Origin of the sequence: Photorhabdus tasmaniensis, assembly GCF_011189505.1 — a bacterium.
Taxonomy (GTDB): Bacteria; Pseudomonadota; Gammaproteobacteria; order Enterobacterales; family Enterobacteriaceae; genus Photorhabdus; species Photorhabdus tasmaniensis.
The window spans coordinates 1-14,573 of sequence record NZ_PUJU01000012.1 but is presented as its reverse complement, the minus strand read 5'-3'; the positions used below and the strand labels follow the sequence as shown (position 1 = coordinate 14,573).

Below are 14,573 nucleotides of genomic sequence, written 5' to 3'. Positions count from 1 at the left end.
TATAGCGGATAAGAAACCGTATATTCCGATTATAGGATAAATCGGCTCAGGTCTTCATCTGCAACCAGCTCATCTAAATGTTCTTTGACGTAATTGGCATCGATATCAACTGATTGACCAGGACGTTCGCTGGCGTCAAAAGAGATATCTTCCATCAATCGCTCAAGAACAGTATGCAAGCGACGGGCACCGATATTTTCGGTTGATTCGTTTACCCGCCATGCCGATTCAGCGATTTTGCGGATGCCATCAGCGGTGAAGCTGATGTTCATTCCTTCTGTTGCCATCAGCGCTTTGTACTGTTCCGTCAGGGATGCATTGGGTTCAGTCAGAATACGTTCAAAATCTTCTGTGGTTAATGCCTGTAATTCCACACGGATTGGCAGACGCCCTTGTAATTCAGGGATTAGATCTGAAGGGCTGGAAACCTGGAATGCGCCGGAGGCGATAAACAGGATATGGTCTGTTTTTACCATGCCGTGTTTGGTGGATACTGTACAGCCTTCCACCAGTGGCAACAGGTCACGCTGAACACCTTCACGGGAAACGTCAGGGCCTGAGGTCTGGCCGCGTTTACAGATTTTGTCGATTTCATCAATGAAGACGATACCGTGCTGTTCAACCGAATCAATGGCCTGTTGTTTCAATTCTTCCGGGTTAACCAGTTTAGCGGCTTCTTCTTCCACCAGCAGTTTGAAAGCATCTTTGATTTTCAGCTTACGGGATTTATGTTTTTGACCGGCAAGGTTCTGGAACATGGATTGCAATTGGTTAGTCATCTCTTCCATGCCAGGAGGTGCCATGATCTCTACGCCCACCGGTGTGGTGGCAACATCGATCTCGATTTCTTTGTCATCAAGCTGGCCTTCACGTAACTTCTTACGGAATGCCTGACGAGCGGCTGAAGGCTCAGATTGCGTCTCCGCTTGTCCCCAGTTATTTTTTGCTGGTGGGATCAAGACATCCAGAATGCGCTCTTCTGCCAACTCTTCAGCTCGGTAACGGTTTTTTTCAATGGATTGCAGACGAACCATTTTAACCGCAGCATCGGTCAGATCGCGGATGATGGAGTCGACTTCTTTACCAACATAGCCAACTTCGGTGAATTTTGTCGCTTCAACTTTGATGAATGGCGCGTTCGCCAGTTTTGCCAGCCGCCGGGCGATTTCGGTTTTACCGACACCTGTTGGGCCAATCATCAGAATATTTTTAGGCGTCACTTCATAACGCAGCATTTCATTTAGCTGCATACGACGCCAGCGGTTACGGAGTGCGATAGCTACAGCACGTTTCGCTTTGTCCTGACCAATGATGTGGTTGTCAAGTTCGCTGACAATTTCGCGTGGAGTCATTTCAGACATACTATCTACCCTTACGCTTTTGAAGGAAGTTCTTCGAAGTTGTGATTATGGTTGGTGTAAATACAGATATCACCGGCAATTGTCAGGGCTTTCTCTGCGATTTCTCTGGCACTGAGATCGGTATTTTCCAGCATTGCCCGTGCAGCGGATTGCGCGTATGGACCACCGGAACCAATGGCAATCAGGTCATTTTCCGGCTGAATGACATCGCCGTTACCTGTAATGATCAGGGAGGTATTTTCATCTGCGACTGCCAGCAATGCTTCCAGTTTGCGTAGCATGCGGTCGGTCCGCCAGTCTTTGGCCAGTTCAACGGCTGCCTTGGTCAGATGCCCTTGATGCATTTCAAGTTTACGTTCAAACAGTTCAAACAGAGTAAAAGCGTCGGCTGTACCGCCAGCAAAACCCGCGATTACTTTGTCATTATAGAGGCGGCGAACTTTGCGGACATTGCCTTTCATGACGGTATTACCCATCGTTGCCTGTCCATCACCACCGATTACGACTTGGCCGTTCCGGCGAACACTTACAATTGTAGTCACGAGTAAGCCCTTGGTTACAAAAATAGATAAATGTGGCGCACGGTACTTTCGACAGTGTATATGGCTATCGAAAATACCGTGTGCACGGTGTTAGCAGTATAAATGGGGGAGAATTATCATTTTTCAACCCCCAGTAACACGGAGAATGCAACCGGGTACGCCAGCGCCTTTCAGGCGTTCCTGCATTTTTCCTGCGGTGCTTTTACTGTAAGGGCCAAGAACGACACGATGCCAGCCGTCTCCTGTGGTGATTTGGCTTTCAATACCCGCAAATGCCAGGCTAGCGCGTACTGACTCAGCTTGGTCCATATTGCGGAATGAACCACATTGCAAAATCATACGTTGTGCATTTTCTGTTGGTTTAGGCTTGCTGGTTTCTGCCGTTGGCGGTGTCTGTGGCTGAACTGGCTGAGTCTGTATTTGTTGTTGTGGCAATGTTTGCTGAGGTTGCGGATGTGGTCTTGTTTCTAGCGGTTGTTGCGTCTCTGCTGATGGTTTGATGATCACTTGTGAACGCGGCACTTGAACGCCATTGTATGGAACTTCTGGCAGTGAGGTCGCTGGTTGACGCATATCTGCCTGCATTTGTTCAAGTAATTGCCGTTGTTCTGCGGTCAATTGAGTTCGTGAATTTGTCTGCCCACCGGATGATGGCTCACGTGGCGTCACGATACCAACAGGGCGGTTTTCCAATTCTTTGATATAGCGCCAGCGCTCTTCTGGTTTTGGCGGTAAGCCATTATTTTGCTGAGGATGTTTTGGTAGTACGTCTGGCGTGCTTTTTTGTCCATTATGGGTAATAAAGTAAAGGCCGCCAATAAAGATAACGACCAATGCTACCGCGACTGCCAGAGTGGTTTTTGGCAGACCCTGGGACTGGTGTTTTTTCTTATCGGTGTTTTTACGGCGGGCGTTTGAACGCCCGCGACTCACATAATCTCGTTGTGCCACTGTCTAATTCGCTGAGTTATTTAAATAAAAGGAAATAAACGACATGTTACTTAACCTGGCGTTATTTGCCTAGCTTTTAGGCGAACAGGTGCTTTGCCGGATGATTAATTCAGATTCCAGTAATTGAGAACCGCCAGATGTTGTATGGCCCTGGATTTGATCCAACAACAATAACATTGCTTTTTGACCAATCTCATAACGGGGTTGTCCAACGGTTGTTAATGGCGGATCGCTGTACATGGCCAGGCTTAAGTTATCAAACCCAATGATGGATAAATCTTGCGGTATTCTTAAGCCCATTCTTTTAGCCTGCCACATAACGCCAATCGCCATCACATCGCTGTGGCAGAAAATAGCTGTTGGGGGTTCTGGCAGAGACATCAGCTGCTCGGTCAGCTTTGCGCCGCTTTCATGGGTAAAGTTACCCTGGACGATATAATCTTCACGGATTGTCCCGCCAGAACGACGCAACGCCTGAATATATCCCTGAAGTCGGTAGCGGCAAAGCAGGATATCGTCCGGCCCGGAGATGCAGGCAATGTGTTTATGCCCCAGTGTTTGCAGGTAATGAGTGGCGTTGAATGCTGCGGTCAGGTTATCAATATGAATAGTCGGCAGTTCCAGCTCTGGTGCAAATTCGTTTGCCATTACCATGGGGGGCAGGTTTTTTTGTTCTTCTTTACTGGCGTCAAACGGAATATTGGATCCAAGCAGCAGCAGGCCATCAATTTGTTTGGTGACGATCAGGTTGAGAAATGTGTGTTGCTGTTTTTGCTGATGTTGACAATCACCGACTAAAACCAGATAACCTTGTTGTGTTGCTGTCTCTTCAATACCGCAAATCACATCAGTGAAAAAGGGGTCACTGATATTTGGCACTATGACTAAAACCGTTTTTGACTCATTGCGTTTAAGATTGCGGGATAAATTATTTGGGTAATAACCCACAGCCAGTGCAGCTTGTTCCACTTTTTGTCGTGTCTGGGAAGAAACCTTTTCTGGATTCATGAGTGTTCTTGATACTGTTGCGGTAGAAACGCCAGCCACTTCAGCGACATCTTTCATTGTTGCGGAGGTGCCATTCTTTTTCTGCTCCAAAACTCACTCCTCATTTACTGACTGATTAGTTAAACGATTGTCATTTTCTGGTTGCCGGGAGACCGTCAGTGACTTTAGGAAAGTCACGACATTTTGGTTTAAGGTGATGACAATGTTTTTAAGGGACCATTCTAAACAGTTTGGCAAATTCGTTTGTTCTTTAGTTTGTAAAAAAGTGTGATATGAATCATTTATTCGATATGGCTCGCAAATTAGTGAATAATTTTTTATTAATTGAGGATGACTTAGTGTGATGTTACTAATTCGTTAATAGAAGTATGCTTAATCTGATAACGTTATATGCTTTAAAATAAAGATGATCAATCACTAACCATCCGTTGGGTCAACATCAATATTCCATTTCACTTTCCGGGTTTGCGGCAGAGCCATTATTTGTGGATAAACCATCATCATGATTTTTTGTAAAAAAATTCTGGATGGATGTTGAATCAATAGTTGCCAGCGATAACGTCCACCTCTTTTTGCCTGTAATGCGGGAACTGGCCCCATTATCCATAAGTTATCATCACGCAGAGGATGATTTTCAAAAAGCAGGCGCAATTGCTGTAAAAAAGCCGGTGCTTGCTGATTATCGTGATCTTCTGACCGCAAGATAATATGGCTGGTAAATGGCGGCAAAAATACACTTTGGCGTTCATCCATCGCCTGAGTAGCGAAGGTGTCGTAGCCTTTATTTAACAAAATTTGCAGCAACGGATGGTCAGGATGATGAGTTTGGAGAACCACTTCTCCCTGTTTACCTGCCCGGCCAGCCCGACCGGAAACTTGTGTATAAAGCTGTGCGAAGCGTTCTGCTGCCCGGAAATCGGCTGAGAACAGGGCACCGTCAACATCCAGCAAAGCGACCAGTGTGACATCGGCGAAATGGTGGCCTTTTGCCAGCATTTGGGTACCAATCAATATACGGCTACCACCAGCGTGAATGTCGGCCAGTTGTTGTTCCAGTGTTCCTTTGCGGCTGGTGGTATCCCGGTCAATGCGGGTAACCGGTACATCAGGGAACAGCGCAGCAATACCGTCTTCAAGCTGCTCTGTACCCAAGCCAACAGGTTGAAGATGAGTTGAGCCACATTGTGGACATTGGCGAGGAACCGGGCGTTGGCTGTCACAATGATGGCAACGCAACTGACGATGGTGCTGATGCAAGGTGTAATAATGGTCACAACGTTGGCATTCTGCAATCCAGCCACATTCATGGCAGAGTAGGGCAGGTGAGTAACCACGGCGATTGAGAAACAGCATGACCTGATTGCTGGCTTGTAGGTGTTCTTCAATGCGCTTTATCAGTGGTTGAGATAACCCGACTTTGAGTGGCAAGCCTTTTAAATCCAGCAGATGTTGAGTTGCTGATTGGGCATGGCCTGCTCGTTTGGATAATGTTAGCTGGCGGTATTTGCCCTGTTGTACATTATAAAGTGTCTCCAGTGCCGGAGTGGCAGAACCCATAATCACCGGGATATTCTCTTTTTTTGCCCTGAATACGGCTAAATCACGGGCATGGTAACGCCAACCTTCCTGTTGTTTGTAAGAGCTGTCGTGTTCTTCATCAATAATGATGACGCCAAGGCAGGCAAAGGGGGTAAATAAAGCTGAACGTGTACCGATGACAATCGCGTTCTCACCACGTTGCGCCCGTAGCCATACAGCAAGGCGTTCACTGTCATTCAGTGCTGAATGAAGAACATCAACCGGAGCATTGAAGCGTTCTCTGAAACGATGGATTGTCTGTGGTGTCAGGCCGATTTCCGGTACCAGTATCAGCGCTTGTTTACCTTGCGTCAGAATGTTTTCCAGCACACTGAGATAAACTTCTGTTTTACCTGATCCGGTAATACCAGCCAGTAACCAAGGAGAAAATTGCTGATCTTCTGCGCGGATAGCGCCAACCGCTGTGGCTTGTTCTGTGTTTAATTTTAGGCGTTCGCCGGTGATTTGGAAGTGATTTCGCCAGTTCTGAGATTCAGGTTGCACCGGGTATAAATCAATAAGTGACTTCTTTTTGAGTGACTGGAAGGCACTTTCGCTTAATTCCAGCTCTGTAATCTGATGGCGATATATCGCTTTCTGGCGCAGTGCTGCCAGTACCTGTTGCTGTTTTGGTGAACGTTTCAATTGTGCCAAGGGTATTTCAGTTCCCGCCGGAGTCAGTTGCCATTGCCAGAGCGGGGCAGATTCGGCGGGTTTTCCTTGACGAAGCAGTATCGGCAATGCATGGAACAGCACTTCTCCGATGGGATAATGGTAATAGCTGGATGCCCAGAGTAATAATTGCCAGAGATCTTCTGCAAACAGGGAGTGAGTATCGAGAATAGATTCTATTGATTTCAGTTGTTCTGTTGGAATATCACTGCTATCAGAGGTTCCTGTGACAATGCCAATCGCCTTGCGGTTGCCAAATGGGACGGCTACCCGCATTCCTGCAACGGGTACTTGGCTTTCTGCGGGCAACAGATAATCAAAAGAGCGGGCAAGAGGGATAGGCAGGGCAACCTGAACAACAGCCATAAAATTATTCCTGGCAATCAATAAATAAAGCAAAAATTGCCTATAGAGTATCATAGACAATCAACGGATTTCATTGCGGGATAGGCAGATATTCTGTATGATCCGCCGCCTTTGGTACAAAAGATACCAAACTTATTTTATCAACACGACGTGTGGTGTCTGGCGGCAACAGGGCTGGATAGCGACACGGCCTTAACAGAGGTTATCCCATGAGAAAAGATATTCATCCTAAATATGAAGCAATTACTGCAACTTGTTCTTGCGGTAATGTAATGCAGATCAAATCTACCGTTAATCGCGCTCTGAATCTGGACGTATGTGGTCAATGCCACCCATTCTATACTGGTAAACAACGTGATGTTGCTACCGGTGGTCGTGTTGATCGCTTCAACAAACGTTTCAATGTTCCAGGTGTTGGTAAATAATTGCCAAATTGTGTCTGCTGATACAGCAGATCAACTGGTACGAACAAACGCCCGATGTTTTGCATCGGGCGTTTTGTATTTTAACAATCGGGTGTTTTGTATTTTGACATAGTAAAAAACCCCCTGAATTTTGCAGGAGGTTTCGTTATACCACTATCAATATTCCCAGGTATCGGGGTCAATGCCTAATTCCCGCATGATCCCTTTGGCAACCTCTGGGATTTCGTCATTACGCTCTTTACGTAAATCAGCGTCATCGGGCAGTGGTTGCCCGGTAAATGCATGCAGGAATGCTTCACACAGCAATTCACTGTTAGTCGCGTGACGCAGGTTATTTACCTGGCGGCGGGTGCGCTCATCAGTGAGGATCCTCAACACTTTCAAAGGAATTGAAACTGTGATTTTCTTCACCTGTTCGCTTTTTTTGCCATGTTCAGCATAAGGGCTGACATATTCACCGTTCCACTCAGCCATGGGGTACCTTAAATAGTCGTGAAATCATAAAAGTAAGTCGGATAACAGAACCCGCTTTCGTTGCAAAATATTGCCATTTTATCGTGATTTCCTTATCAATTATACAGTTATAGTATATGCGATAAGATAATGACGACTAATAATAAAAGCAGCATAGTTGTAATGGATAATTATCCCATTACTTAATCTAACCGTAAAGAGGTTTAGATGTCTAGATGTGTTGACGTCTATTGTGGTGGCGGGTATTCTTCCTTGACTTGAATTTATGGCAGGCAGTGGTGACTGATATGACACGCAAACAGGCAACAATAGCAGTTCGCAGTGGGTTGAATAATGATGAGCAGTATGGCTGTGTTGTTCCGCCTATTTATCTTTCCAGTACCTATAATTTTACAGATTTTAATCAGCCGAGAACACATGATTATTCCCGCAGGGGTAATCCAGGCCGCGATATGGTGCAGAGGGTATTGGCTGAACTGGAGGGGGGAGTCGGCGCTGTTATGACCAGCAGCGGCATGTCAGCGATTCACCTGTTATGTACGGTTTTTCTTAAGCCGGGTGATCTGTTGGTTGCTCCCCATGACTGTTATGGCGGCAGCTACCGTTTGTTTGACAGCCAGAGTAAACGTGGTGCTTATGACGTGGTTTTTGTCGATCAGAGTGATGAACAGGCGTTAAAGCAGGTATTGTCCAGAAAGCCAAAGTTGGTATTAATTGAAACGCCAAGTAATCCTTTATTGCGTATCGTGGATATTGCCCATATATGCCGGCTTTCCCATGAGGTCGGTGCGACAGTGATTGTTGATAACACTTTCCTGAGTCCTGTATTACAAAAACCGCTGGCATTGGGGGCAGATCTGGTTGTTCATTCCTGTACTAAATATCTTAACGGACATTCTGATGTTATTGCCGGAGCCATTATTGCAAAAGATGAAGATATCGCGACGGAGCTTGCCTGGTGGGCGAATAATATTGGTGTGACCGGTGCGGCGTTTGATAGTTATCTTCTGTTGCGTGGGATGCGTACTTTATCGCCACGGATCCTTTTACAGCAAAATAATGCGCGGGAGATTGTGAATTATCTTCAACAGCAACCGTTAGTGAAGAAACTTTTTTATCCTGCTTTAAAAGATCATCCAGGGCATGAAATTGCCTGTAAGCAACAGTCCGGTTTTGGCGCCATGATCAGTTTTGAGTTAGATGGCAATGAATCGGCAATACGCTGTTTTCTGTCTGAGTTGAAATTATTTACTTTGGCGGAATCGTTGGGAGGCGTGGAAACATTGATTTCCCACACGGCTACCATGACTCATGCGGGAATGTCAGCACAGGCAAGAGCGGAAGCGGGTATTACGGATTCACTGTTGCGTGTTTCTGTGGGTATTGAAGATAGTCAGGATTTAATCGCTGATTTAGAAAATGCATTTCAGGCAGTATTAAAGGAGTAACCATGAGTGCACTGGCAGTAGCAGGGGCGGAAAATGGCCGCCAATTACATAAGTTTGGTGGTAGCAGTCTTGCGGATGTGAAATGTTATCAACGGGTAGCCAAGATTATGGCTAATTATAGCCAACCTGGTGATTTGATGGTGGTATCTGCGGCAGGCAGCACAACCAACCAGTTAATTAACTGGCTTAAACTCAGCCAGAACGACCGTATTTCTGCCCATCAGGTACAGCAGGTTTTGCGCCGTTATCAGCAGGATCTTATCAGAGGTTTGCTGCCTGAAACTGTTGCTGAAGAGTTGGTGAAGCGTTTTATTGCCGATCTTGAAAGGTTGAGTGCATTACTGGATAAACCGGTAAGTGATGTGACTTATGCAGAAGTTGTGGGTCATGGAGAGATCTGGTCTGCACGTTTAATGTCAGCGGTACTTGAAGCTCAGGGCATCGCCAGTGACTGGGTGGATGCCCGTCAGTTTTTACGCGCGGAACGGGCGGCTCAACCTCAAGTTAATGTTGACCTTTCTCAGCCATTACTGAATCAGCTGTTAACTCAAAATCTTAATAAGCGACTGGTTGTAACGGGGTTTATCTCCAGTAATCATGATGGAGAAACGGTTTTACTGGGGCGAAATGGCAGTGACTACTCGGCGACGCAGGTTGGTGCTCTGGCAGGGGCTAAACGGGTAACTATCTGGAGTGATGTCGCTGGTGTTTACAGTGCTGATCCGAGAAAAGTAAAGGACGCTTGTCTGTTACCTTTATTACGTTTGGATGAAGCGAGTGAACTTGCTCGTCTTGCCGCACCTGTGCTGCATACTCGTACCTTACAGCCTGTTTCTGTCAGTGATATTGATTTACTGCTGCGTTGCAGCTACCAGCCGGAGCAGGGTTCCACCCGTATTGAAAGGGTTTTGGCTTCCGGGACTGGGGCAAAAATTGTCACCAGCCATGATGACGTTTGTCTGATTGAGTTGCATGTGGCTGCTCATAATGATTTTAAACAGATATATAAAGATATTGATCTGTTGTTAAAACGGGGACAAATCCGCCCATTGGCAACCGGTATCCATCCGGACTGTAATCTGATTCAGCTCTGCTACACTTCCGAAGTGGTGAATAGCGCACTGGAGGTTTTGGAAGATGCTACGCTGCCGGGGAAACTTTCCCTGAGAGAAGGATTGGCGTTGGTGGCGCTGGTTGGGGCGGGTGTCTGTAAGAATCCATTGCATTGCCATCGTTTTTATCAGCAGCTTAAAGATCAGCCGGTAGAATTTATCTGGCACGCGGAGGAGGGTATCAGTCTTGTCGCGGTGTTGCGGACCAATCAGACGGAACATGTGATTCAGGGGCTGCATCAGAGTTTGTTCCGTGCTGAAAAGCGAATTGGCCTGATTTTGTTTGGTAAAGGGAATATTGGCTCCCGCTGGTTGGAGTTATTTGCCCGTGAGCAGAAAAATATTTCTGCCCGCAGTGATTTTGAATTTATTCTGGCAGGAGTGGCGGATAGTCGCCGGAGTTTACTCGACTATCAGGGGATTGATGCCAGCCGGGCATTAGCTTTCTTTGATACTGAAGCGACAGAGCATGATGTTGATGAGTTGTTCCTGTGGATGCGGGCACACCCTTATGACGATCTGGTGATCTTGGATGTGACAGCCAGTGAAGAACTGGCTCAATGTTACAGTGATTTTGCCAGTTATGGTTTCCACGTTATCAGTGCTAATAAAATTGCTGGCGCTTCCAGTAGTAACGATTATCGTCTTATTCGTGATGCATTTGCCAAAACCGGTCGTCACTGGTTTTACAATGCAACTGTTGGTGCAGGCTTACCGATCAACCATACAGTGAGAGATTTACGCGAGAGTGGCGATACCATTTTGTCCATAAGTGGTATTTTCTCCGGTACGTTATCCTGGTTGTTTCTGCAATTTGATGGTTCAGTGCCATTCAGTGATTTGGTTGAACAGGCGTGGCAGCAGGGACTGACAGAACCTGATCCACGTATTGATCTGTCTGGTCAGGATGTCATGCGTAAACTGATTATCCTCGCCCGTGAAGCTGGCTATGAGATTGAGCCAGAGCAGGTGCGTGTTGAGTCATTAGTTCCGAAAGAAGCGAAATCAGGTTCTATTGAGCAATTCTTTGATAACAGCGGTGCTATCAATGAGCAAATGGTACAGCGATTGGCTGCGGCACAAGAAATGGGTATGGTATTGCGCTATGTTGCCCGTTTTGATGCGAATGGTAAGGCTAAAGTCGGTGTTGAAGCGGTACGTCCCGATCACCCATTGGCTTCCTTGTTACCGTGCGACAATGTATTTGCAATTGAGAGCCGTTGGTATCGTGATAATCCGCTGGTGATCCGTGGGCCGGGTGCTGGTCGTGATGTCACCGCCGGCGCGATTCAGTCTGATCTTAACCGTTTGTCACAACTGCTTTAGGTTGCAAAACCCTCATTTGTTATCTGATGTGATTTCCTTCGCCTGATATTTGAGGTAGCGAGAGGAAGCGTGTTCTGGTAAAGACACCCTTCTTCATCGTTGCCTTGGGCATCTTGATCTGCCAACTCGATATAAACAAAGTTAAATATTCTCTGATGAATTTTTTTCCGATTCAGTATGAATATTACTCATTCTCTTAGCTCAAATTTATTGTTGACTAAAAAATCCCAATCCTTCATCTTATTTAGACGTCTAAACGTATAGGTGGTTAGGTGGTTAGGTGTTTAGATGTTTAAATAAAAGTAACTGGCAAATTATAAGACAGGAAATTATTCCGCTTGTTTAACGAGGTACAGGGTATGAGTTTTTTTCACGCTAATCAGCGAGAAGCGCTAAATCAGAATCTGGCTGAACTGGAAGGGCAGATCCGTGTTTCATTTGAATTCTTTCCACCGCGTACAGCTGAGATGGAAAAAACCCTGTGGAAATCCATTGGTCGCTTGAGCACCCTCAAGCCTAAATTTGTTTCTGTTACTTATGGGGCTAACTCTGGTGAACGTGACCGTACCCATAGCATTATCAAAGGAATAAAAGAGAAAACCGGTCTTGAGGCTGCTCCGCACCTCACCTGTATTGATGCCAGCCGCGATGAATTGTGCGAAATCGCCCGTGATTATTGGAATAATGGTATTCGTCATATTGTGGCTCTGCGGGGTGATTTACCTGATAACAGTGAAAAACCCAAAATGTATGGGGCTGATCTGGTTGAATTACTTAAGAAAGAAGCTGATTTTGATATTTCAGTGGCTGCTTACCCTGAAGTTCATCCTGAAGCGAAAAATTCTCAGGCTGATCTGATTTGCCTGAAACGAAAGATTGATGCGGGTGCGAACCGTGCGATTACTCAATTCTTCTTTGATGTGGAAAGTTATCTGCGTTTTCGTGACCGCTGTGTTGCCGCCGGAATTGATGTGGAAATCGTACCGGGTATTTTGCCGGTATCCAACTTCCGTCAGCTAAAACGTTTTGCGACAATGACCAATGTTCGTATTCCAAGCTGGATGACCAGAATGTTTGAGGGGTTGGATGATGATCCTGAGAGCTCTAATCTGGTTGGTGCTTCTATCGCAATGGATATGGTGAAAATTTTAAGTCGTGAAGGTGTGAAGGATTTCCACTTTTATACCTTAAACCGTGCGGAACTGAGTTATGCAATTTGTCATACTCTGGGTGTTCGTCCTTAATCATTGGCTCTTATTAAGAAATGTCGCTTAGTAAGAGCATATTTTTTTCCGCTGTATTGCCATGAATGGTGAGTTCTTATTATCTTTATGGATATTAAGGTTAATATATTTTTGATATAATTACTCTGCGAGTAGACAAATTCGCATTCGATTAAATCATTTATTTGCAGATTTTGTTATTCCTATGTTTAACGAATAATTATTTAACTAGCTGATAAAGAATTCACTCTCCGGTTGAAAGCGTTATTAAATTCGGTTCTTCTTTTAATATGCTGCCTGATTAATCCATTATATATTATTATGTGTCTTTTTACAGGGTATATAAGCATTAATAAAGCCAATGCTTTTTCTCATTTTCACTGATAGATTTATGGTGGGTAGGTTTTAAACCTCTTGTTTTAATTGGTATAATAAAGTTTTAACCGTTGTTTTTACTGTTTTTAACACTTGGTTTTTATTAAGTTTAATCAATGTTAATCATATTCGCTTTTTATCTTTACTGATGTTGTTTTACTGGTGATTATGAACGGTTTTTATAAGTTTTTTATCTTCATAAATCAATCCTTAAATAGCTTGGTGGTATAAAGATACTCCGTTATGTTTTTTTGGATAATATTCTTTTTCTCGCTGATTTATTTTAAGTTTTCTGTTAATAGTATTTAATAGAAAATCATTAACCATTAATCAAAAGTTGAAAAGAAATTGCACGTAAAATAACATTATCTGAATAAATGGATATTAAAGCGCTTTCCCAGTAGTTATTTAACAGCATCAGAAAAGATAAAAAGTGAATATAATCCGCGTTCGTTAAACATAAAACAGGATATCCGATGATGATTAAACTTAACAAAGATCAGATGTTAAAAGGGGTAAAAACAACGGTTAAAACTTTATACCCATTAAATCAAAAGTTGAAAAGAAATCGCACGTAAAATAACATTGCCCGAATAAACGGATATTAAAGCGCTTTCTCGCCAGTTATTTAACAGCATCAGAAAAGATAAAAAGTGAATATAATCCACGTTCGTTAAACATAAAACACGCTATCCAATGATGATTAAACTTAACAAAAAGCAGGTGTTGAAAGAGATAAAAACAACGGTTAAAACTTTATGCTAATTAAATCCAAAGTTGAAAAGAAATCGCATGTAAAATAACATTATCCGAATAAATGGATATTAAAGCGCTTTCCCAGTAGTTATTTAACAGCATCAGAAAAGATAAAAAGTGAATATAATCCGCGTTCGTTAAACATAAAACACGATATCCAATGATGATTGAACTTAACAAAAATCAGATGTTAAAAGGGGTAAAAACAACGGTTAAAACTTTATACCCATTAAATCCAAAGTTGAAAAGAAATCGCACGTAAAATAACATCACCCGAATAAACGGATATTAAAGTGCTTTCTAGCCAGTTATTTAACAGCATCAGAAAAGATAAAAAATGAATATAATCCACGTTCGTTAAACATAAAATACGATATCCGATGATGATTAAACTTAATAAAAAGCAGGTGTTGAAAGGGGTAAAAACGACGGTTAAAACTTTATACCCATTAAATCCAAAGTTGAAAAGAAGTCGCACGTAAAATAACATCACCCGAATAAACGGATATTAAAGCGCTTTCTCGCCAGTTATTTAACAGCATCAAAAAAGATAAAAAGTGAATATAATCCGTGTTCGTTAAACATAAAATACGATATCCGATGATGATTAAACTTAATAAAAAACAGGTGTTAAAGGGGTAAAACAACGGTTAAAACTTTATAACAATTAAATCCATTGAGTAAAAAACGATTTCCGATAACAGGTTAAATAGGTTTTCATAATAGTGATACACCCATTTTTACCCTTCCCGATTTTTGCTGTTGTCATGATGCGGCGTTCCATGAATACCTTTACATGTTGAAGCCATTGCCACATAAATTGACAACAGGGAACCTCTAAAAACTCTCAATACAAAAAATAAGATCAATTTTGCACTCACCAATAAATGACCTTATTGTGTATGACTTTTTCTTGCTTTTTCAGCGGAAAAAATAAACTCATCGCTTTTTCATCA

At 43.7% G+C, this 14,573-nt stretch carries 10 protein-coding genes; 4 read left to right on the top strand and 6 right to left on the bottom strand.

Features of this window, described 5'->3' with window-relative positions; translation table 11 throughout:
• Positions 1–29: 29 nt before the first annotated feature.
• From hslU to priA, 5 genes are all read right to left on the bottom strand, one after another.
• A complete protein-coding gene (hslU, locus tag C5471_RS07380) occupies positions 30–1,361 on the bottom strand; it encodes an HslU--HslV peptidase ATPase subunit (RefSeq protein WP_133813994.1) in 1,332 nt (443 codons plus the stop codon).
• A gap of 11 nt (positions 1,362–1,372) precedes the next feature.
• Positions 1,373–1,903, bottom strand: a complete 531-nt coding sequence (hslV, locus tag C5471_RS07375; RefSeq protein ID WP_133813993.1) for an ATP-dependent protease subunit HslV — start codon at positions 1,901–1,903, stop codon at positions 1,373–1,375.
• Between the two features lie 123 nt (positions 1,904–2,026).
• A complete protein-coding gene (gene ftsN / locus C5471_RS07370) occupies positions 2,027–2,854 on the bottom strand; it encodes a cell division protein FtsN (RefSeq protein ID WP_133813992.1) in 828 nt (275 codons plus the stop codon).
• 69 nt (positions 2,855–2,923) lie between these two features.
• The gene (gene cytR / locus C5471_RS07365) at positions 2,924–3,952 is read right to left on the bottom strand and encodes a DNA-binding transcriptional regulator CytR (RefSeq protein WP_133813991.1); all 1,029 of its coding nucleotides are present in this window, start codon (positions 3,950–3,952) and stop codon (positions 2,924–2,926) included.
• A 327-nt stretch (positions 3,953–4,279) separates the two neighbouring features.
• Positions 4,280–6,478, bottom strand: coding sequence for a primosomal protein N' (gene priA, locus C5471_RS07360; RefSeq protein WP_133813990.1), 2,199 nt, complete (start codon positions 6,476–6,478; stop codon positions 4,280–4,282).
• Positions 6,479–6,687: 209 nt separating this feature from the next.
• Here priA and rpmE point away from each other — a divergent pair, with 209 nt between their 5' ends.
• Positions 6,688–6,903: a 50S ribosomal protein L31 gene (rpmE, locus tag C5471_RS07355; protein WP_133813989.1), complete on the top strand. Its 216-nt coding sequence runs from the start codon at positions 6,688–6,690 to the stop codon at positions 6,901–6,903.
• A 156-nt stretch (positions 6,904–7,059) separates the two neighbouring features.
• Here the strand turns inward: rpmE and metJ are convergent, their stop codons facing one another.
• Positions 7,060–7,377 carry a met regulon transcriptional regulator MetJ gene (metJ, locus tag C5471_RS07350; protein WP_133813988.1) on the bottom strand — a complete coding sequence of 106 codons (318 nt, stop codon included), beginning with the start codon at positions 7,375–7,377 and terminating at the stop codon, positions 7,060–7,062.
• A gap of 287 nt (positions 7,378–7,664) precedes the next feature.
• On the opposite strand from metJ, the gene metB reads away from it, so the two are divergent.
• From metB to metF, 3 genes are all read left to right on the top strand, one after another.
• A complete protein-coding gene (metB, locus tag C5471_RS07345) occupies positions 7,665–8,825 on the top strand; it encodes a cystathionine gamma-synthase (RefSeq protein ID WP_133813987.1) in 1,161 nt (386 codons plus the stop codon).
• A gap of 2 nt (positions 8,826–8,827) precedes the next feature.
• Entirely contained in the window at positions 8,828–11,263 is a 2,436-nt protein-coding gene (locus C5471_RS07340; protein ID WP_133813986.1) for a bifunctional aspartate kinase/homoserine dehydrogenase II, read from the top strand.
• Positions 11,264–11,622: 359 nt separating this feature from the next.
• Positions 11,623–12,507, top strand: a complete 885-nt coding sequence (metF, locus tag C5471_RS07335; protein ID WP_021325406.1) for a methylenetetrahydrofolate reductase — start codon at positions 11,623–11,625, stop codon at positions 12,505–12,507.
• Positions 12,508–14,573 lie beyond the last annotated feature (2,066 nt).

Excerpts from the sequence above, each read along its gene's own strand:
- C5471_RS07340 (WP_133813986.1), top strand. The coding sequence starts at position 8,828 with ATGAGTGCACTGGCAGTAGCAGGGGCGGAAAATGGCCGCCAATTACAT.
- metB (WP_133813987.1), top strand. The coding sequence starts at position 7,665 with ATGACACGCAAACAGGCAACAATAGCAGTTCGCAGTGGGTTGAATAAT.
- hslU (WP_133813994.1), bottom strand. The coding sequence starts at position 1,361 with ATGTCTGAAATGACTCCACGCGAAATTGTCAGCGAACTTGACAACCAC.
- metF (WP_021325406.1), top strand. The coding sequence starts at position 11,623 with ATGAGTTTTTTTCACGCTAATCAGCGAGAAGCGCTAAATCAGAATCTG.
- rpmE (WP_133813989.1), top strand. The coding sequence starts at position 6,688 with ATGAGAAAAGATATTCATCCTAAATATGAAGCAATTACTGCAACTTGT.
- priA (WP_133813990.1), bottom strand. The coding sequence starts at position 6,478 with ATGGCTGTTGTTCAGGTTGCCCTGCCTATCCCTCTTGCCCGCTCTTTT.
- metJ (WP_133813988.1), bottom strand. The coding sequence starts at position 7,377 with ATGGCTGAGTGGAACGGTGAATATGTCAGCCCTTATGCTGAACATGGC.